The sequence below is a fragment of the Vreelandella azerica genome (genome assembly GCF_013112225.1).
GTDB lineage: Bacteria > Pseudomonadota > Gammaproteobacteria > Pseudomonadales > Halomonadaceae > Vreelandella > Vreelandella azerica.
Window position 1 is genome coordinate 715,966 of sequence record NZ_JABFHI010000002.1, and the last position, 18,927, is coordinate 734,892.

An 18,927-nucleotide genomic window follows, 5' to 3' on the forward strand; every position below is an offset into this window, starting at 1 on the left:
CTTAAGCAAACACTGCTTTCGTTGATGGCTCAGCGTTATTCCAAGTGGGAAGTCAGCATTGCACTTCCTGCTACGCTGAATGCCAAACAGGTAGCAGCTATTCGTCTGTTGGCTCACAATATATGCGCTAGCGCGGCCTATGTGAGCATTTGTCAGCAAGCCTCGTTAGCCGCTTTGACGCGTCATGCGTTTATTCAATCCTCTGGCGAAGGCACCTTATTTTTATCACCGGGTGATATTCTTGCACCGCTGGCACTCAGCCGTATAGCGGATGCCTGGCTCGAAGCGCCGAGCTGCCAGCTGTTCTATGCCGATGAGGATGTGGTCGATAATGAAAAGCGGCGATCCCAGCCGTCCTTCAAGCCTGAATGGAATCCCGATCTGCTGCTCTCAACCCATTATGTTGGCAGAATGGCGGTCTATAAACGACGTATTTTATGGCGCCTTGAAGTCTATCAGGAGATCGGTGGGCGTGTGCGCAGTGATATGCGGCGTGATGATCTGGATTATGCTCGCGCATTGCGCTTTTTGGCTTGGCTGTCCCAACGGGAAACTTCGACGGTGGGTACGGTCAAGCGTTTACCCTGGATGCTGTACCATCGCCATATTGCTCACCATAAAGCAGACCAGAAGCGCTTGGATTATATCCCCTTACTGGTCGAAGACTGGGTAAAGCTCACCTTGCCGGGGTGTGAAGCAAGGGTGAGTCATGGCCAATTACCCTTTAGCGCTCATGTCCGATGGCCCCTTGGTGAAAGGCCACCGTTAGTCAGTCTGCTGGTGCCTACCCGCGATGGCGTCGACATCCTCAGGCCTTGTGTCGACCGTATCCTAGCGCTGACGCACTACCGTCATTTCGAGCTATTAATTCTTGATAATCAGAGTACTTGCCCGCAAACATTGGCTTATCTGGCGGATGTTGCAGCGCGCGATTCACGCGTTAAGGTATTGCATTGGCATCATCCGTTTAACTATTCGGCGATTAATAATTTCGGCGTGCGTCACGCTAATGGCGACATCATTGGCATGGTGAATAACGATATTGAGCCGATCAATGGCGATTGGTTGAGCGAGATGGTTGGGCAGGTATTACGCCCTGACATCGGCTGTGTCGGGGCAAAGCTGTATTACCCGAATGGAACCCTGCAACACGGTGGCGTCATTCTTGGATTGGGTGGCGTGGCTGGCCATGCGCACCGCTTCTTTCCGCGTCAGGCGGAGGGTTATTGCGGACGGTTGAAACTGACCCAGAATCTAACCGCAGTTACTGGCGCCTGTCTTTTAGTGCGCAAGGACGTATTCTACGAAGTGGGCGGGCTAAATGAGCAGAAACTGGCGGTTACCTTCAATGATGTGGACCTATGCCTGAAAGTTTACAAAGCGGGATATCGAAATCTGTGGACGCCTTATGCAGAACTTTATCATCATGAATCGATTTCGCGTGGGGCTGATAATACGCCTAAAAAGCGCACTAGAAGATTGAGGGAAATGGCTTACATGCGTCGAACCTGGAGAGATCTGCTGAATCATGATCCTGCCTATAACCCTAACCTTACCTTGGCGTATGAGGATTTTTCGTTGCGTTAGGCGAGTGAGGAGTGAGGAGTGAGGAGTGAGCGCTGGTTAGTATTAAGCGATGGGGCGCGGCCGACCGAGGATATCTATTTCCTTGAATCAGCCGCGCCCCTTTTTGCAGATTTCTGGCAACGGTTGGGGAGAAAATAGACGAAGGAAATAAGATGTTTTCTGAGCGATTTGGGCTATCTGTTTTGGTTACTCGACATGCACGTGAACGAATGTTTCAAAGAGGGGTCTCGGAGATTGAGCTGCATGATCTATTAGAAACAGGAGTAACACGTTATAAAGATGACAGTCGGTTATGGATAGCTAAAGAGTTTGATTTTCGGAGTGATAATTTGCTTCGTGTGGCTGTAACATTAGAGGCTCGATTGGTAGTTAAAACGGTAATGCACTATTTCGAAGGGGAGTAATTTCATGAGAACAACTTACGATGACGCTGATGATATTCTTGTGCTCCATCTTTCTGAAAAGCCGATAGTGAAAGAAGTTTCTCAGGATTGGAATACCCATATAAGCTATGCGAACGACGGGTCGATTGTTGAAATTGTGATTCTTGAGGCGTCTAAGCAAGGCGCATGGCCATTGTTGAGAAGCTATGCAGCATGACAAGTCGCGAGTAGTAAGGTTGACATCACTATATTCTTTAAAAGAATCATAAAATTATTTTTTATTCTTTTATGTTCTTTTCGTTGGCGGTCTATCATGGTGGCATTCTCCATCTTTTAACAGAGGAGGTGCGATCATGGCGTATTCCGCCCATCACACTGAACATGCATCACCTGTTACTGGCATCACCCGTTTTGAACCATCGTCCGCTGAGCTGGGTGCTGCTAACACAGTATTGGAGCAGCAGCCCGCTGAGGCGCGGGTTGAGTGGGCGTTGGAACACCTGCCGGGAGCGTTTGTACTGAGTTCCAGCTTTGGTATTCAGTCGGCGGTTCTCTTGCATCTGGCGACCCGTATCAAGCCAGACCTGCCGGTGTTACTGGTAGACACCGGCTACCTGTTCAAAGAGACCTATCAGTTTATTGATACCCTTACTGAGCGCTTGCAGCTGAACCTGCAGGTCGTGACTCCGCAGATGTCGCCCGCGCGGCTGGAAACTCTTTACGGCAAACTCTGGGAACAGGGTGCCGAGGGGATTAACGGCTACAACCAGCTGATGAAGGTCACGCCTATGGAGCAGGCATTGGAAGATCTTCAGGTGGGCACCTGGTTCGCCGGGTTGCGTCGCCAACAATCCGGTTCTCGTCAGGCCCGCCCGGTAGTAGAGCAGCGTCAGGATGGCCGCTATAAGGTCTACCCGCTGATTGACTGGGATAACCGCGATATCCACCGTTACCTGACCCGCCATGAGTTGCCCTACCACCCACTGTGGGAAGAAGGCTACGTGACCGTCGGCGATTGGCACACCAGCCAGCCCCTACGCCCCGGCATGCAGGAAGAAGATACCCGCTTCTTCGGCCTGCAGCGCGAATGTGGTTTGCATGTTTGAGGGTGGTGAATGGTGAGTAGTGAATGGTGAGTAGTGAATGGTGAGTAGTGAGTAGTGAATGGTAAGTAGTAACATCTCACGACTCACGACTCACGACTCACGATCCACTAAAACGGAAACACCAGCGGGGTCAGGATCAGCACGGCGGCGGAGTAGACAAGACTGACGGGTAAACCGGTTTTTAGAAAGTCGCTGATGCGGTAACGCCCGGGTGAGTAGACCATCAGGTGGGTCTGGTAGCCAAAGGGAATCAAAAAGCAGGCGCTGGCGCCGTAGGCAACCGCCATAACAAACGGCAGCGGGTCGGCGCCAAAGGCTTGGGCGGTACTCCAGGCCACGGAAATGCCAACGCTGCAGCGGCGTTGTTGGTAACGGTTTCGGTCAATAGCAGGGTGAGAAGGTAGCAACCAATAAAGGCCGCATAGATCCCATAGTCACTGAACATGGCCTGCATGCCTTCCGTGAGCAGAGCCGCTGCGCCTGAGGCTTCCAGCGCCTGGGCGATGGCCAGCGCTGAACCAATGATCAGCCATAGCTCAAACGGAAAGCGGCGGCGCAACTCGGTCACGCTGAGCACCTTGCCGACCAGTAAGCCGCCAAGTAGCAGCATCAGGCCGTGAAATAGCGGTAAAAGGTTAAAGGTCGCAAGCCCGATCACGGCCATAAAACCGCTGAGCGTCAGCAGGCTCTCACGCCGATTGAGTTGGGGGCGTTTGAAACTGCCGCTGAGCAGGTGGAAGTTGCGGTCCAGATTGCGATGCTGGCGAAAATCGGCGCTGACCGCCAGAAGTAAGCAATCACCTACGCGCAGTGGAATCTTGCCCAGCTGGCCTTCAAGACGCTTTTCTCCCCGCCTTATGCCCACCACGCCCGCGCTGAACATGCTACGGAAATCCACATCCTGCAGGGTTTTGCCGGGCAGTTCTGATTCATGAGAAATCACCACTTCCACCAGGTTGGTGGCCAGTACATCGTCGGCCTGATGCCCGAACAGAGTCAGGCCGGGAAAGCGCTGCAGGGCCTGAACCTTGTTGGTTTCGCCGGTAAACACCAGGGTGTCGTCGGGCTGCAGCAGCTCATCCGGTCCCACTGGGCTGATCAGGCGGCCATGGCGCTCGATTTCCAGTAGGTAAAGACCTTCCAGGCGGCGCAGGCCGTTGTCCTCGATGCTTTTACCCACCATGGGTGAGTTGGCATGCAGGTCGGCGGCCAGAAAATAGGAGAGCTTTTCATCGGTGTCTTCAGGGTGATGGTGAGGCAGTTTCTGAGCGCGCCAGAGCAGTACACCAAAGGTGATCAGGGCCACGGGCAGCCCAACCAGTGCAAATTGGAACATGCCCAGCTCGCTGCCGTTGGCATTCAGATAGAAAGAATTGACCACCAGGTTAGTGGAGGTACCGACCAGGGTGGTGACACCGCCGAGAATGGAGGCATAGGACAGCGGAATCAGCAAACGCGAAGGGGCGATACGCGACTGGCGCGATATGGCCCCAGAAAGGCCGCTACCACGGCCGTATTGTTCAAAAACGCGGAAAGCACCGCTGTGGTGCCCATCAGGCGCGCCGTTGCGAAGCGTGGGCTGCCCTTGAGCAGGTGACTGGAGAGCCAGTCAAGCAGCGGGGAACGTTCCAGGGCCAGCGATACCAGCAACAGGAGCAATAGCGTTGCCAGCGCCGGGTTGGTGTATTGGGCCAGCAGAACGGAGGTGTCCACCAGGCCAGCGACCAGGTAGGCGCCTGCCAGGCTGACAAAGGCTGTTGCCGGTTTGACTTTTCCGCTGATCAGACTGGCAAGCAGCACAGCGATGGAAGCGAGAACCGCCCAGGGCGTCATTGGTCATTATCCTTGCATGTGAACGGGTGACTTGCTCAATTTTACGCAGCCTTTTATGATGGTGTCTAACAGTTGATTGGAAATAGCGTTTATTTGTAATTTTTATGCATGTATAACAGTGAGTTAAAGATTTTTAAATGACTAAACATTTATCGCCTGAAAAGCTGAATGAGCGCCGCATCAAAGCGGTTCAGCTGCGCTTGGACGGTCTCACTGTGGTGCAGGTATGTGAACGCACAGGGCTTTCTGCACCCACTGTTTCTGCTGCCTGGAAAGCGTTTCGTGAAGGAGGATGGGCAGCGGTGCCCGTTAGGCCTCGTGGCCGCCATAAAGGGCAGGCCAATGTGCTGGCGCCTGCATTGAAAGCAACGCTATGGCAATGCCTACATGAGCTGCCACCTGTGGGCGAGCCTGGATGGAATAGCGCCGATCTGGCGCAGTGCCTTGAAAAAGCGCATAGCCAGCCGGTTAGCCAGCGGGCGGTGGAGCACTGGTGGGAGGAAGAGCATCTAAAGCGCGAGGCCTGGCCGCTGGGTTCCTTGAGCAAGGAGCGCTCAATGCGTGGCCGTTGGTATCGCCAGGCGGTCGCCCCTGTGTTCAAACAGCTCAACAGCGCCGCGCAGCGCTGGCAGGGTGGAGTACGCCATCTGTCACATCCTGATGGCTCCCTCTATCAAATCTATTTACATGGTTCTCGCGGCCGGTTGTGGATGCGCTCTTTCAGGCGCCCGCCGGTGGCTGAGGATTATCTGATAACGCTGAAGGCACTGGCCGCCAATGGCCCGGCTGCGCTGGTGTTTCACGGTGCTGCCTTGAGCGCTGCCCCTGAGCTAACGGCGTGGCTGGCCGCTCAGCGGGATTTTTGGCTGGTGCCTGTACCCGCCGATATTGGCCTGGTGCCCGGCGAATCTGTTCGCGCTGGCGCAAAAAGTACTGTTTTTAATAACTGTATTTCCAATGGCTGTGTTCCTCATAACCGGGCTTCCAACAACCCTGATTCCAATAGCAAGCAGGTAAAACGATGACATCTCTTACCCATTTACAACGTCTGGAGGCAGAAAGCATCCAGATCATGCGGGAAGTGGTCGCCGAGACCGACAATCCCGTGATGCTTTATTCTGTCGGCAAGGACAGTGCAGTCATGCTGCACCTGGCACGTAAGGCGTTTGCACCCTCGCCACCGCCTTTTCCGCTGATGCACGTCGACACACGCTGGAAATTCCGGGCCATGTACGAATTCCGTGATGATATGGCGCGTGATATCGGCATGGAGCTGATTGTGCATATCAACCCGGAAGGGGTTGAGAAAAACGTTAATCCGTTTACCCATGGGTCGGCGATTCATACCGAGATCATGAAGACCGAGGGTCTGAAGCAGGCGCTGGATAAATACGGCTTTGATGCAGCCTTTGGGGGCGCCCGCCGCGACGAGGAGAAATCCCGCGCCAAAGAGCGTGTCTTCTCTTTCCGTACCGCCCAGCATCGCTGGGACCCGAAAAACCAGCGCCCTGAGCTGTGGAAAATCTACAACACCCGCAAGCACAAGGGTGAGTCGATTCGTGTCTTCCCACTGTCCAACTGGACGGAACTGGATATCTGGCAGTATATCTATCTGCAGAACATTCCGATTGTGCCGCTTTACTACTCTGCCGAGCGTCCTGTGGTTGAACGTGATGGCACCCTGATCATGGTCGATGATAAGCGTATGCCGTTGGAGCCGGGTGAGGTGCCGATGATGCGCAAGGTGCGTTTCCGTACCCTGGGCTGCTACCCGCTGACCGGCGCCATTGAGTCGGAAGCCGACACGCTGCCGGCGATTATTCAGGAAATGCTGTTAACCAATACCTCGGAACGTCAGGGGCGCGTGATCGATAACGACAGCGCCGCCTCGATGGAGAAGAAAAAGCAGGAGGGCTACTTCTAATGGCACATTCATCCGATATGATCGCCGCCGACATCGAGGGCTATCTGAAGTCCCATGAGAGTAAGGGGCTGCTGCGCTTTATCACCTGTGGCAGCGTTGATGACGGCAAGAGCACCCTGATTGGCCGCCTGCTGTTTGAATCCAAGCTGCTGTTTGAAGACCAACTGGCTTCCATCGAAGCGGACTCCAAAAAGTATGGCACCCAGGGCGGGGATATGGATTTTGCCCTGCTGGTGGATGGCCTGGCGGCAGAGCGTGAGCAGGGCATTACCATCGATGTTGCCTACCGCTTTTTCTCTACCGACAAGCGTAAGTTTATCGTTGCGGATACCCCCGGCCACGAACAGTACACCCGTAATATGGTCACCGGTGCCTCCAATGCGGATGCCGCCATCCTGATGGTGGATGCGCGTCATGGCATCATGACCCAGACCCGTCGCCACAGCTTTCTGATGTCGCTGATGGGAATGCGTAGGGTGATCGTGGCCATCAACAAGATGGACCTGGTTGATTATTCCAAGGCCCGCTTTGATGAAATCGTCGAGGAATACCGCGAGTTTGCCAAGCAGTTGGGCCTGGAGAATATTACTTTCATCCCGATGTCGGCGCTCAAGGGCGATAACGTTATCGAGCATAGCGCGAAAATGCCCTGGTACCACGGCACGACTCTGATGGGGTATCTGGAAACCGTGGAGGTGGATGACGAGCGGCTGCAGCGCAATCCCTTCCGCATGGCCGTTCAGTGGGTCAATCGTCCGAACCTGGATTTCCGCGGTTTTACCGGGATGATTTCCAGCGGTGTGATCACGCCGGGCGATGAAATTCGCGTACAGCCGTCAGGTAGCACCAGCAAGGTATCGCGCATCTATACCTATGATGGCGACCTGGAACAGGCTGTGGCAGGGCAGTCGGTCACGCTGCTGATGGAAGATGAAATTGATATCTCTCGTGGCGATATTATTTCTGGTGTGGATTCGCCCGCGCAGACCGCTGACCAGTTTGAAACCTCGCTGGTGTGGATGCATGACGAACCGCTGCTGCCTGGCCGCCCTTACCTGATGAAGCTGGGCACTCAGACGGTGTCGGCGACCGTCACCGATATCAAGTATCAGGTCAACGTCAATACCCTGGAGCATACCGCCAGCAAGCAGCTGGATCTGAATGCCATTGGTGTGTGCACCCTGAGCCTGAACAAGGCGGTGGCGTTTGACCCCTACAAGGAAAATCAAGATACCGGTGGCTTTATCCTGATCGACCGTATGACCAACAATACGGTCGGGGCGGGCATGCTCAACTTTGCTCTGCGCCGTAGCCAGAATATCCACATGCAGCATGTGGATATCGGCAAGCCGCAGCGCGCGGAAGCCAAGGTGCAAAAGCCAGCGGTCTTGTGGTTCACCGGCCTTTCCGGGGCAGGCAAGTCAACCATTGCCAACCTGGTTGAGCAGAAGCTTTATGCTCAGGGCCAGCATACCTATCTGCTGGACGGCGATAACGTGCGCCACGGCCTGAACCGCGATCTTGGCTTTACCGATGCTGACCGGGTCGAGAATATCCGCCGTGTCTCTGAAGTGGCCAAGCTGATGGTGGATGCTGGCCTGATTGTGCTGACAGCCTTTATTTCACCGTTCCGCAGCGAACGCCGTATGGCGCGCGACCTGCTGGACGAGGGTGAGTTCATCGAGATCTTTGTTGATACGCCGCTGGATGTTGCTGAAGAGCGCGACCCCAAAGGGTTATACAAGAAGGCGCGTCGCGGTGAGTTGCAGAACTTCACCGGGATTGATTCTGCTTATGAAGCACCTGAGTCAGCGGAAATTCACCTGCATACGGCAAAAATGCAGCCGGAAGACGCCGCCGATGCGGTTATCAAGGCGCTGCGTGAACGCGGCCTGATTAACTGATAGCCGACTGACTTTCCCCGCTGGCCCTTGGCTGGCGGGTTTTTTTATGGGTTGAGCGACACACCATCGCAAGGACAAGAACATGGCAATAATTGACCAGGCGCTGTTGGAAAACGCTGAAGCGATTGCCCGCCAGGCAGGCGAGGCGATCATGACCGTCTACGCGCGGGAATTCAGCGTCGAAGAGAAAGAAGACAAGAGCCCCTTGACCGAAGCTGACAAAGCCGCCAATGAGATTATCGTTAAAGGTCTGAACGCCTTGCCTCATGGGATCCCGGTATTGTCGGAAGAAGACGAGGCGGGTTTTACAGGGGTAGATAACGATGGCCGCTATTGGCTGGTTGACCCGCTGGATGGCACCAAGGAGTTTATCAAGCGTAACGGTGAGTTTACCGTCAATATCGCCTTGATTGAGCAGGGCAAGCCGGTGCTGGGCGTCGTCATCGCGCCTGCTCTGGGAACCGCCTATCTGGCTGCTCAGGGCCTTGGTGCCGTCAAGGTGGATGACAATGGCCAGCGCCATGAGATTCAGGTGGCAGGCAAGCCTGCCGCTGGCACCTCCTGGCGCGTGGTTGGCAGCCGTTCTCACCCCAGCCCGGACCTGGCCGCCTGGTTAGACCAGCTCGATGCGCATGAAATGGTGCCGATGGGCAGTTCGCTTAAACTATGCGCCATCGCCGAAGGGGAAGCGGATGTCTACCCGCGCTTAGGTCCCACCTGTTTGTGGGATACCGCCGCCGCCCACGCCGTCGTCGAACAGGCCGGTGGCCGGGTAGAAACCCTGGAAGGCACGCCGCTGAGCTACGCCACCCCCGCTGAAAAACTCAACCCGCATTTTGTGGTATGGGGGGGATAAGTAAGCGCCCTGCGGGCTTGTGAGCGCCCTGCGGGCTTTAGGCTGATGAGAGGTGACTCCTCTCAAGCGCGAAGCGCGCTCACTCCTCCCTCCTCACTCTTTACTCAGCTGGTGCACGCTCATTTCGATGTGCTGGGGGCGTTGGAGCATGTTGATCAGCACGATGGCGCGCTCTTCGCCTTTGGTGCTTTTGAAGATGGCTTCGAGGTTCTTGAACGGCCCTTCCGTAATGGTGACTTTTTGCCCCGGAGTGAAGTAGCTGTGGATGCCTTCCTGCTTGTGAGGTTGCTGTTTGAGGGTTTCAATCAGCGCATCGGAGACGGGCACCGGGGTATCGCCAAAGGTCAGCAGCCTGAGCACGCCTCGGGTTGAGCGAATCGGCCGCCAGTTGCTGGCAATCTGATCCAGGCGGATAAACAGATAATGCGGAAACAGCGGTTCACAGACAGTGGTCAGTTTGCCGTTGCGTTTTCGCTGAGTATTCAGCACCGGGTGAAAAACGTCGTATGCCTGGTTGCCCAGATTTTCTGCCGCCCGGAATGATTCTCCCCCTTTGCACTGAATCACGTACCAGGCGGGTTCCGGGTTATTGATAGGCACGGACATGGACAATCCTTGTGGTTTCAAGCGTCACTTAATAAATCTGCCAAAGCATCCAGGGTCTGGTCAACCTGGGCTTGAGTATGCTCGCAGGAGATGAAAAAGCGTAAGCGAGCGCTTTTTCAGGCACTGCCGGGTGCAGAATGGGCTGAACATTCATTCCTTGCTCGAACAAGGCATGGGAGAGGTGGGCGGCGAGCGGCGAACTGCCCACAATCACCGGGACCACGGCCGCACCAATGCTGTGGCCGGTATCCATGCCGCGGGCATTGGCCTGTTCGAGAAAATAGCGTGAAATAGCCTGTAGTTTCTCGACTCGTTCGGGTTCCTCGGGCATCAGTTCCAGCACTTTGAGCGAGGGTGCCGCTACTTGAGCGGGCATGCCAACGCTATACAGGAAGCCAGGGGCGAAATAACGCAGGGTCTCGACCAGGGGCACGCTGCCAGCGATATAACCACCGCAACCCGAGAGCGTCTTGCTCATGGTGCCCATCCAGATATCCACATCGCCGGCGTCGATATTGAAATGCTCACGCAAACCAAGGCCGGTTTTTCCCAGCACACCGAAGGAATGGGCTTCATCGACCATCAGCCATGCCTGATGGCGGTTTTTCAATGCGACCAGGGCGGGCAGATCAGGAATGTCGCCATCCATGCTGTAGAGGCCTTCGACGACGATCAGGGTACGTTCGAACTGGTGACGATGGCGTTCCAGCAGGGCGTCGAGTGACGCCAGGTCGTTATGGCTAAAAGACATCCGCTTGGCGCCGGATAGCTGAGCGCCTACCAGTGAGCTGTTATGGATATATTCATCGTGAATGACCAGATCCTTTGGCCCTAGCAGGTAACCCAGGGTTGAGACATTGGTGGCGTGACCACTGACGAATACCACAGCATCATCAACCTGATAGGCCTTGGCAATGGCCTGCTCAAGTTGCTGATGAATCGGGCGCTCACCGGACACCACCCGGCTGGCAGATACCGAGGTGCCATAACGCTGTACGGCCTCGGTGGAGGCAAGATTGACTCTTGGGTCGCCGGAGTAGCCCAGATAGTTATAGCTGGCAAAGTTGATGCAGGTACGCCCGTCAATCACGCTGGTGGCGCCCGCCGTACCTTCATGCACCTTGAAGAAAGGGTCCTTGAGACCCAGCTGTTCAGCGCCCTGGCGCATCAGTGCAATCTGCTGATAGCCGGGGTGGGCATCAAAGCGAGTGAAGCGCTCAGGCACCTTGCGCGATGCAGGGCGCGACGATTGCCCAGACGGCCCCAATCCCGTATTGCCCGCGGTGCGGGGCGTGGGCCTTTGTCGAGCCTGTTCAAGCAATTGCCGTTTTAGTTCTGAGCGCTTCGCGGTCATGTTATTTCTCAAGTGGCAGTGGTTCGATCGGCTTCCAGGCCTTCTGCTCCATGACGAGCAGCGAGAGAGGCTAACGCATCCTGCGGAGCTTCTTCAACATCGTCGTCATTTTGCTGCAATTTATGAATCAGTACGGCAGCGAGCTTATCCAGAGTAGAGGCTTCACTCAACACCATGACGGAGATGGCAATGCCAAGACGGTTTTCGATGGCCGTCATCAGCTCAACGCCCATCAGTGAGTCAAAACCCATTTCGTAGACAGAGCGCTGAGGATCAATCTTGTCTTCCTCGATCAGCAGAATGCTGGCCAGTTCAGCGCGCAAAAGATCGACAACGGCGGTATGCAACTCGTCTGGCGAGAGCGTTTCGAGCAGCGCAAGAATATCACTACTGTCGCTGTCTGACTGCCCATCATCATCGCTGGTGCGGGCAATTTCCTTGAAGCGCGGTGTGTTGGCCGTAGGCAGGAAACGTGCCAAGGCATTCCAGTCAAGCTCCAGCACGCCCAGGCTGGGCGTTGCCAGAGGGGATAGCAGCATCTGTTCCAGCACCTTCAGGGCATCGTCGGAGCGTAGCGCCGAACCGCCCAGGCGCTCCTGCAGCGCATCCCGGGTACGAGTATTGCGAGCCAGGAAACCAACATCCTCAATGGCTCCCCAGCGTACACAGGTTGCCGGTTGGCCTTGCTGCCTGCGGGTTGCCGCAAAGGCTTCCAGCCAGTGGTTGGCGGCCACATAGTTAGCCTGACCGGGGTTGCCGAACAGGGTCGTGGCCGACGAGTAGACCACGAAGAAATCCAGCGGGCAGTCGCGGGTCAGGGCATCAAGGTGGCGCGCCCCGTCGATCTTGGGCGCCAGCACCTTGTGAATGCGTTCAGCGTCCAGGTTACGGATCAGGCTGTCGTCAATCACGGTAGCGGCATGCACGATACCGCGCAGGGGTGGCAATGCCTGGCTGGCATTGGCCAGCACCTCAGCCAGTGCCTGACGATCGGTAATATCGCAGGCTGCAGCCAGCACGGTGACACCCTGGGCCTCGAACTCGGCTATCGCTGTTTGCGCTTCCTCGCTGGTGGGGCCGCTGCGGCTGACCAGTATTAATGCTCTGGCACCTTTACCTACCAGCCATTGAGCAGTTTTCAGTCCGAAGCCGCCCAATCCACCGGTGACCAGGTAGCTGGCCTCGCTGGACAAGGACAGCTCTCCGCTGCCCAGAGGCTGTTTGGTCTGGGCAGCAATCGGCTGTTCGTAGGTAACCACCACCTTGCCGATCTGGCGTGCCTGCTGCATGTAGCGGAAAGCATCAATGACCTGACTGTGGTTGAAGGCGGTAAACGGCAGCGGGCTTAAGGTGCCATCGTTAAACAGCGCCATCATCTCGCCAAACAGGCGTTGGGTCAGGGCGGGTTGTACCTTCATCAGCTGGTCGGAATCAATCCCGAAGTAGCTGAGGTTGTTGCGGAAGGGCCGCAAACCGATATGGGTGTTTTCGTAGAAATCGCGCTTGCCCAGCTCCAGGAAACGCCCGAAGGGGCGCAGCGCGCGCAGGTTCTGGTTGATGGCTTCGCCTGCCAGGGAGTTGAGCACCACGTCGACCCCTTCACCGCCGGTATCCTGAAGGATTTCTTCGGCGAAGGTCAGCGAACGGGAGTCGTAAAGCTTTTCAATGCCCATCAGGCGCAGGAAGTCGCGCTTCTCCTGAGAGCCGACGGTGGCGTAGATCTCGGCTCCCAGCCATTGGGCAATCTGCAAGGCGGCAATACCTACGCCGCCTGCTGCGCCGTGGATTAGCACCTTTTCCCCAGGCTCCAGGCGGGCCAGGTGTTTGAGTGCATAGTAGACGGTAAAGAAAGTGGTCGGAATCGTCGCCGCAGCCGCATAGCTGATGCCTTCTGGCAAGGGAGCAACCGCATGTTGGCTGGCAATCAGACGATCACTGAAGCTGGCCGGGCCAAAGCCCACCACGGCATCGCCGGGCGCCAGGTGGGAGATAGCATCACCCACCGCGACTACTTCACCGGCAAACTCCAGCCCCAGAGTCGGGCCGGCAAAGCCGTTTTCAATGGCTTCATCAGACAGCAGGCCCAGGGTATACATCACGTCACGGAAGTTAAGCCCGGTCGCCTTGACCTTGATCTCCACGTCATCGGCGCCCAGAGCAGGCAGGGCGCGAGGGCGCCACTGCAGCTGGCGAAGCTGGCCCGGCATGGCAAACCCAAGGGTCATGGCCTGTTGGGTTAAATCATCAGCGTTCTGGGCTGCCTGCTTGGTCGTAGCGGGGCTGGGTGCTGGCAGAGTGCGCAGGCGTGTGGCAAAGCGCTGGCCTTGCGGCGTAATTACCAGTTCGCTCTCAGCGTCCGGGCTGCTTAGTGAGGTGGCCCAGCAGGCCAAGGCAACTGTGTTGGGCTCGTCAGGCAGATCCACCAGACGAACGTCATGTTCAACTGCCTCGTTGGCCAGGGAGCGGCCAAACCCCCAAAGGGCGGCGTCAGCGGCGACGGCATGATCAGCCACTTGGGTGGCTGATTCAGGCTGCCATAGCGAACCTACGCCTTGGGTGGTCAGCCACAGTGTGGCCTCAATGCAGGCAGCTTCCAATGCCATGGTCCACTGTCTGGCCAGGTCGCAGCGCTGTGTCTGGGTGTCGACAACTGCCTGGTGCTGAGCATTGATGTCACGCATGCCACGCAAATCAACCACGTTCAGGGCGAGTTTGGTGTGCTCGGCCAGTGCTGGCTGTTCAAGTGCCTCGCACAGCAGGCTGGCCGGTGAATCCTGAGTGTCGATCAGTAGAACGGCTTCATTGCGCCGTTCAAGCAGTGCTGCCAGCCCTTGGGCCAGTGGGTCATCCGGGTGATCCGTGATTAGCAGGTGACGACGACTTGGCAGAGTAGCCAGGTTGGGTTGGCTATTGCTCAAGGCAGTCGCGTGAATCAGGTAGGCGCCGTTGTCATTGCCTTCCAAGGCAGTGGCCGGTGTGGCCAACCAACCGGTATCTGTCAGCCACTGGCTGAGCATGGCCGGTTCCAGCACCTGACGATCAATGCCAGGGGTAGCGAGTAGATCATCCAGCCAACGGCTGGGGTGAATGCCTAGCAACAGCACCTGTGCGCCGGGTGCCAGCAGCGCAGGGAGTGCCTCTAGCAACTGGAAGGTACGCTTGGGGTGAGTAACATCCAGGCTGACCAGCGCCAGTTGGGCTTTTTCACCATCCTTCAAGCAGGGCATGGCCGCATCGAGAGGGTGAATATCCAGTAGCGGATAAGCTTCCTGCAGCTGCTCAGCCTGGTGCAGCCCCGCCTCTGTGGTGGGCAGAATGCGTTGATGGAAAACATCCTCCAGCATGGAGCGTCGCATTGAATGGGCCAGATGTTCAAGTAGCCGCTCGCCAAGGGCGGGCACACAGCAGCCCGCTTCCAAAAGGCACAGGCGCTGGCCGGTTGGCTGGCTGGCCAGCAGAGTATCGAGCAGGTCAGTCAGCTGCTGGGCGATACTCTGCCAGCCGCTTTCGCCCACCAATACCCGATTAAGGCGGCTGAGCTGTTCGTCATTGATACCCAGGGAATCAAGATCGGTGGCACCTGAGTGCAACGCCTGACGGTGTAAACCCAGACGGCCCACCAGGTGGATCGGTGCAAAGTAATCAGGGTAATCCTGCACCAGCAACTGCCAGATAGCCTGTGGTGTCGGCTGCTCTTCGTCCACTTGTGCCTCGCTGAACGCTTCGCTCAGGCGGTCAAGTAAGGGGGCGACTTCATTGGCATAGCGCTCGCCGGTTTGCGTTCCGTAGGCGCTGACCAGATTGCCCAGGCGGGCCATGGCGTCATCCGGGGTGGCAAAGCCGCTGCTTTCTAGGGGAGCCGGTGTCAGCTGGATATCGAGATAGCTTAATGCCTGATCCTGGGAGCGGTTCAGGCGAATGGCCTTGAAGCGCACTTCTGACAGGATGGCCACGGCCTTGCCCTGGGCATCAAACAGCTCGAAATCGGCGGTAAAGGAGTGTGGCGAGCGTTTGCCCATGACCGCATGAGCCAGTGTAGGCATGCCGGCCTGGGTATCCAGCTGAATGCGCCCGACGCGCACAGGCACAAACGCCAGAGGAGTGGCATCCGCCTGATGGGCCAGAAGCGGGATAAACATCTGGAAAGCGCTGTCGAGAATACCAGGATGTAAATGCAGGCCTTGCTGAGAGGAGCGTAGATCATCATTGGCCATGATCTCGCCAATCACACTGCTATCTTCGATCCAGCCGTGAGCGATGGCCTGGAATGCACCGCTGTAGTGCAGGCCAAGGCGCTCTGCCATGGCCAGGTGGTGCTCAAGCGTGTAGTCCGGGGCGCGCTTCGGACGACTTGGCGCCGGGCGTTCCAGCAGTGAGCCGCAGGTTTCCTGCAGCATGCGGGCCACGCCGTTCAATTGCCATTCCTGACCGACGGCAGGCTCTCGGGAGCGTATTTCCATGCGCCCATCGTGTTCACCCATATGCAGGCGCATCAAGCGGCCATGGGGCGTATCCAGCAATAAAGGCGCGCGAATTTCCAGCTCTTCGATATCCACCACCGGCGTATCCTGGCGCTGCAGGGCGGCGGCCAACGCCAGTTCGACAAAGCCAGCACCGGGAAAAACGGCCCCTTCCCCCACGACGTGGCCCGCCAGCCAGGGCTGGCGCTGAATATCCAACTGGCTTTCCCAGGTACGCGCCTGCTGAGCCAGCGGGTAGCCAAGTAATGGGTGCTGGTAGTAGCGGTCAAGCAGCCCTTGGCTATCGCTACTCGGGGTGACCCAGAGCGACTGGCGCTGCCAAGCGTAACGCGGCAATGATACCCGCTGGCCCTCTACCGGGAAAAAGGCCTGCTCATCGACATCGACACCGCTGAGTAGCAATTTGCCCAAGGCGGCTGACATGCAATCAGGGCCCGACTTGGCGCGCTCTACACTGCTGAGCACAATGCCGTTGATATCCTGCTCGCGCAGGGTTTCCGTCAGGTAACGGCGCAGAATCGGGTGAGCGCCTATTTCAACAAAGACATTGAAACTTTGCGCGATCAGGTCAGCTGCGGCGGTATGGAAACGCACCGGTTCACGGATATTTTGCCACCAGTAGGTGGCGTCCAGCGCTGCACCCTCCAGGAGCTGACCAGTTACGGTGGAGATATAGGGAATGCGGGTCGGGCCTGGGGTAATGGAAGCCAAGGCATCAATGACGCCAGAGGCGATGGTATCCATGGCGGGGCTATGGAAGGCGTAATCCAGCGGTAGACGCTTGGCAAAGATGCTCTGTTCGGCCAGGGCGGCTTCCATTAACGCCAGCTGAGCGGGGTTACCTGCCAGCGTCACACCGTTGGGGCTATTGATACCCGCCAGATGGACATCATCGTAGGTGGGCTGCTCAAGCCAGGGTTGAATTTCTTCGGCGCCAAGGGCGACGGCGGTCATTTCACCCTGGCCGCGCGTCTGGCCCTGAAAGTGGCTGCGGTAGTAAATCACCTTGACGGCATCAGCCAGTGATAGCGCGCCTGACGCCCAGGCCGCTGCTACCTCACCAACGCTGTGGCCAAACACCGCCGCTGGCTGCACGCCGTGAGCGGCGAGCCATTGAGTTAACGCGACCTGCAAAGCAAAGAGGGCTGGCTGGGCAATTTCAGTGTGCTCAAAACGCTCTGTGCCGTTATTGCCGCGCAACTCATCCGCGAGAGAAAAACCACCTAATGGCTTGAAAAGCTGGTCTACCTGATCAATCGCCGCAGCAAAAATCGCGTCGTTGTCGAGCAGGTCACGGCCCATGGTTTCCCACTGGCAGCCGTTACCGTCGTAGACAAACACTGGGCCTTGCGCATCACTGAGTCTGTCAAAAGCAGTGACGAATGGCAGGGGCGCTGAGGCTTCCCTCTGGTCTTTATTGTCAGCATCATCGATAAATCGCGCCAGAGCATCAGCTGCCTGCTCGGCGCTATGGGCAAACACCAAAGCACCTTTGGTGTGATGCTCACGATGCCGATAGAGCGTATGGGCAATATCGTAGAAAGCATCTGAACTGTCAGCGCGCAGCAGGGCAATCAGACGCGCAATGTTGTCTGCCAATGCGCCGTCGCTACGCCCGCTGATGCGTATAGGATAAGGGCTCTGCGCTGAGGGGTGCGGTGCAGGAGCCGGGCGCGGAGCGCGTTCAGGCGGGCTTTCCAGAATAACGTGGGCGTTGGCGCCCCCAAAGCCAAAGGAGTTGACGCCAATCACCAGACGGCCACGTTTTTTCAGCGCATGGGCTTGGGTGACAACGCTAATGTTCCATTCGTCAAACTTGATTTTGGGATTAAGTTTGCGAATGCCAATAGTGGCGGGCACCTCACGGTGCTTGAGGCTGTAAAGGGCCTTGGCAAGGCCTGCTACTCCAGAGGCGGTTTCAAGGTGGCCCAGGTTGCTCTTGATGGAACCAATCGGCAGCGGTGTCTGGCGATGCATGCCAAGGGCCTCGCCAATGGCGCGGCTTTCTATCGGGTCTCCCACAGCGGTGCCGGTGCCGTGGGCTTCCAGGTAATCGATTTCGTCCGGTGTGATACCTGCCTGCTGGTAAGCGCGGCGCATCAGATCAATCTGGGCACTGGGGTTGGGGACGGTCAGGCCGGACTTGTGGCCATCGGTATTGACGGCTGAGCCTGCCACAACGGCGAGGATCTGGTCGCCATCGGCCACGGCATCGTCGTAGTCCTTAAGCATGAACAGACCGGCGCCTTCCGAGCGCACATAGCCATTGCCCGCTTCATCAAACACCTGGCAGCGCCCGGTTGGGGAGAGCATGCTGGCCTTGGAGAAGATAATAAAGCCGTAGGGGTGCAGGTGCAGGCTGATGCCGCCTGCCAGGGCCATATTGGTTTCACCGCTGCGAATCGCCTGACAGGCCTGGTGAAAGGCTACCATGGACGATGAGCAGGCCGTATCTAGCGACATGCTTGGCCCATGCAGGTCAAACACGTAGGAAACCCGGTTGGAAGCAATGCTTGAGGTATTGCCCGTCGCGGTTGAAGCATCGATGGCCGCCATGTCGTCGGCCATGCGATAGGAATAATCCAGGCTGGCAACGCCCAGGAACACGCCACATTGGCTGCCGCGCAGGCTGCCAGGCTTGATTCCCGCATCTTCCATGGCTTCCCAGGTCAGCTCCAGTAACATACGTTGCTGAGGATCCATATTGGCCGCTTCACGGGGTGAAACGCCAAAGAATTCGGGATCGAAACCACTGATATCGCCCAAACTGCCTGCTGCAAAACTGACGCTGGTACCTGGGTTACGCTTGTTGGGGTGCCAAAATGCTTCCTGGCCCCAACGATCGGGGCAACCTGGGTCACAAAGTCCTTTTCGGCTTGCAGATCTTGCCAGA

13 protein-coding genes and 1 pseudogene are annotated in these 18,927 nt (G+C 57.0%); 8 read left to right on the top strand and 6 right to left on the bottom strand.

Translation table 11 applies throughout. The annotated features are described in order from the left end of the window. Positions 1-321: 321 nt before the first annotated feature. From HLB35_RS07420 to HLB35_RS07435, 4 genes are all read left to right on the top strand, one after another. Entirely contained in the window at positions 322-1,587 is a 1,266-nt protein-coding gene (locus tag HLB35_RS07420) for a glycosyltransferase family 2 protein (protein ID WP_216601431.1), read from the top strand. A gap of 152 nt (positions 1,588-1,739) precedes the next feature. Beyond that, complete coding sequence (locus HLB35_RS07425; RefSeq protein WP_171702076.1) at positions 1,740-1,991, top strand: DUF4258 domain-containing protein; 252 nt, start codon at positions 1,740-1,742, stop codon at positions 1,989-1,991. Between the two features lie 4 nt (positions 1,992-1,995). Next, a complete protein-coding gene (locus HLB35_RS07430; RefSeq protein ID WP_171702077.1) occupies positions 1,996-2,187 on the top strand; it encodes a DUF2283 domain-containing protein in 192 nt (63 codons plus the stop codon). 136 nt (positions 2,188-2,323) lie between these two features. After that, on the top strand, positions 2,324-3,076 hold the full coding sequence (locus HLB35_RS07435; RefSeq protein ID WP_171702078.1) for a phosphoadenylyl-sulfate reductase: 753 nt from the start codon (positions 2,324-2,326) through the stop codon (positions 3,074-3,076). Between the two features lie 107 nt (positions 3,077-3,183). Here the strand turns inward: HLB35_RS07435 and HLB35_RS17085 are convergent, their stop codons facing one another. The 3 genes from HLB35_RS17085 to HLB35_RS17845 are packed head-to-tail and all read right to left on the bottom strand — an operon-like array spanning position 3,184 to position 4,909. Next, positions 3,184-3,363 carry a hypothetical protein gene (locus HLB35_RS17085; RefSeq protein ID WP_235937025.1) on the bottom strand — a complete coding sequence of 60 codons (180 nt, stop codon included), beginning with the start codon at positions 3,361-3,363 and terminating at the stop codon, positions 3,184-3,186. Then, entirely contained in the window at positions 3,327-4,529 is a 1,203-nt protein-coding gene (locus HLB35_RS07440) for a cation:proton antiporter regulatory subunit (RefSeq protein WP_268895890.1), read from the bottom strand. Before HLB35_RS07440 ends, HLB35_RS17085 begins: the two co-directional genes overlap by 37 nt. Then, the gene (locus HLB35_RS17845) at positions 4,523-4,909 is read right to left on the bottom strand and encodes an SLC13 family permease (protein ID WP_268895891.1); all 387 of its coding nucleotides are present in this window, start codon (positions 4,907-4,909) and stop codon (positions 4,523-4,525) included. Before HLB35_RS17845 ends, HLB35_RS07440 begins: the two co-directional genes overlap by 7 nt. 137 nt (positions 4,910-5,046) lie before the next feature. On the opposite strand from HLB35_RS17845, the gene HLB35_RS07445 reads away from it, so the two are divergent. The 4 genes from HLB35_RS07445 (at position 5,047) to cysQ (ending at position 9,593) form a co-directional block, all read left to right on the top strand. After that, complete coding sequence (locus HLB35_RS07445) at positions 5,047-5,934, top strand: helix-turn-helix domain-containing protein (RefSeq protein ID WP_171702079.1); 888 nt, start codon at positions 5,047-5,049, stop codon at positions 5,932-5,934. Continuing rightward, entirely contained in the window at positions 5,931-6,833 is a 903-nt protein-coding gene (cysD, locus tag HLB35_RS07450; protein ID WP_171702080.1) for a sulfate adenylyltransferase subunit CysD, read from the top strand. The genes HLB35_RS07445 and cysD overlap by 4 nt, the downstream gene beginning before the upstream one ends. Further along, entirely contained in the window at positions 6,833-8,737 is a 1,905-nt protein-coding gene (cysN, locus tag HLB35_RS07455) for a sulfate adenylyltransferase subunit CysN (protein WP_171702081.1), read from the top strand. The genes cysD and cysN overlap by 1 nt, the downstream gene beginning before the upstream one ends. Positions 8,738-8,819: 82 nt before the next feature. Continuing rightward, the gene (gene cysQ, locus HLB35_RS07460) at positions 8,820-9,593 is read left to right on the top strand and encodes a 3'(2'),5'-bisphosphate nucleotidase CysQ (protein WP_171702082.1); all 774 of its coding nucleotides are present in this window, start codon (positions 8,820-8,822) and stop codon (positions 9,591-9,593) included. Between the two features lie 93 nt (positions 9,594-9,686). Here the strand turns inward: cysQ and rfaH are convergent, their stop codons facing one another. From rfaH to HLB35_RS07475, 3 genes and pseudogenes are all read right to left on the bottom strand, one after another. After that, the gene (gene rfaH / locus HLB35_RS07465; RefSeq protein WP_171702083.1) at positions 9,687-10,199 is read right to left on the bottom strand and encodes a transcription/translation regulatory transformer protein RfaH; all 513 of its coding nucleotides are present in this window, start codon (positions 10,197-10,199) and stop codon (positions 9,687-9,689) included. Between the two features lie 17 nt (positions 10,200-10,216). Further along, a pseudogene (locus HLB35_RS07470) lies at positions 10,217-11,553 on the bottom strand (aminotransferase class I/II-fold pyridoxal phosphate-dependent enzyme). An 8-nt stretch (positions 11,554-11,561) separates the two neighbouring features. Further along, the gene (locus HLB35_RS07475) at positions 11,562-18,926 is read right to left on the bottom strand and encodes an SDR family NAD(P)-dependent oxidoreductase (protein ID WP_328731348.1); all 7,365 of its coding nucleotides are present in this window, start codon (positions 18,924-18,926) and stop codon (positions 11,562-11,564) included. Position 18,927: the final 1 nt, after the last annotated feature.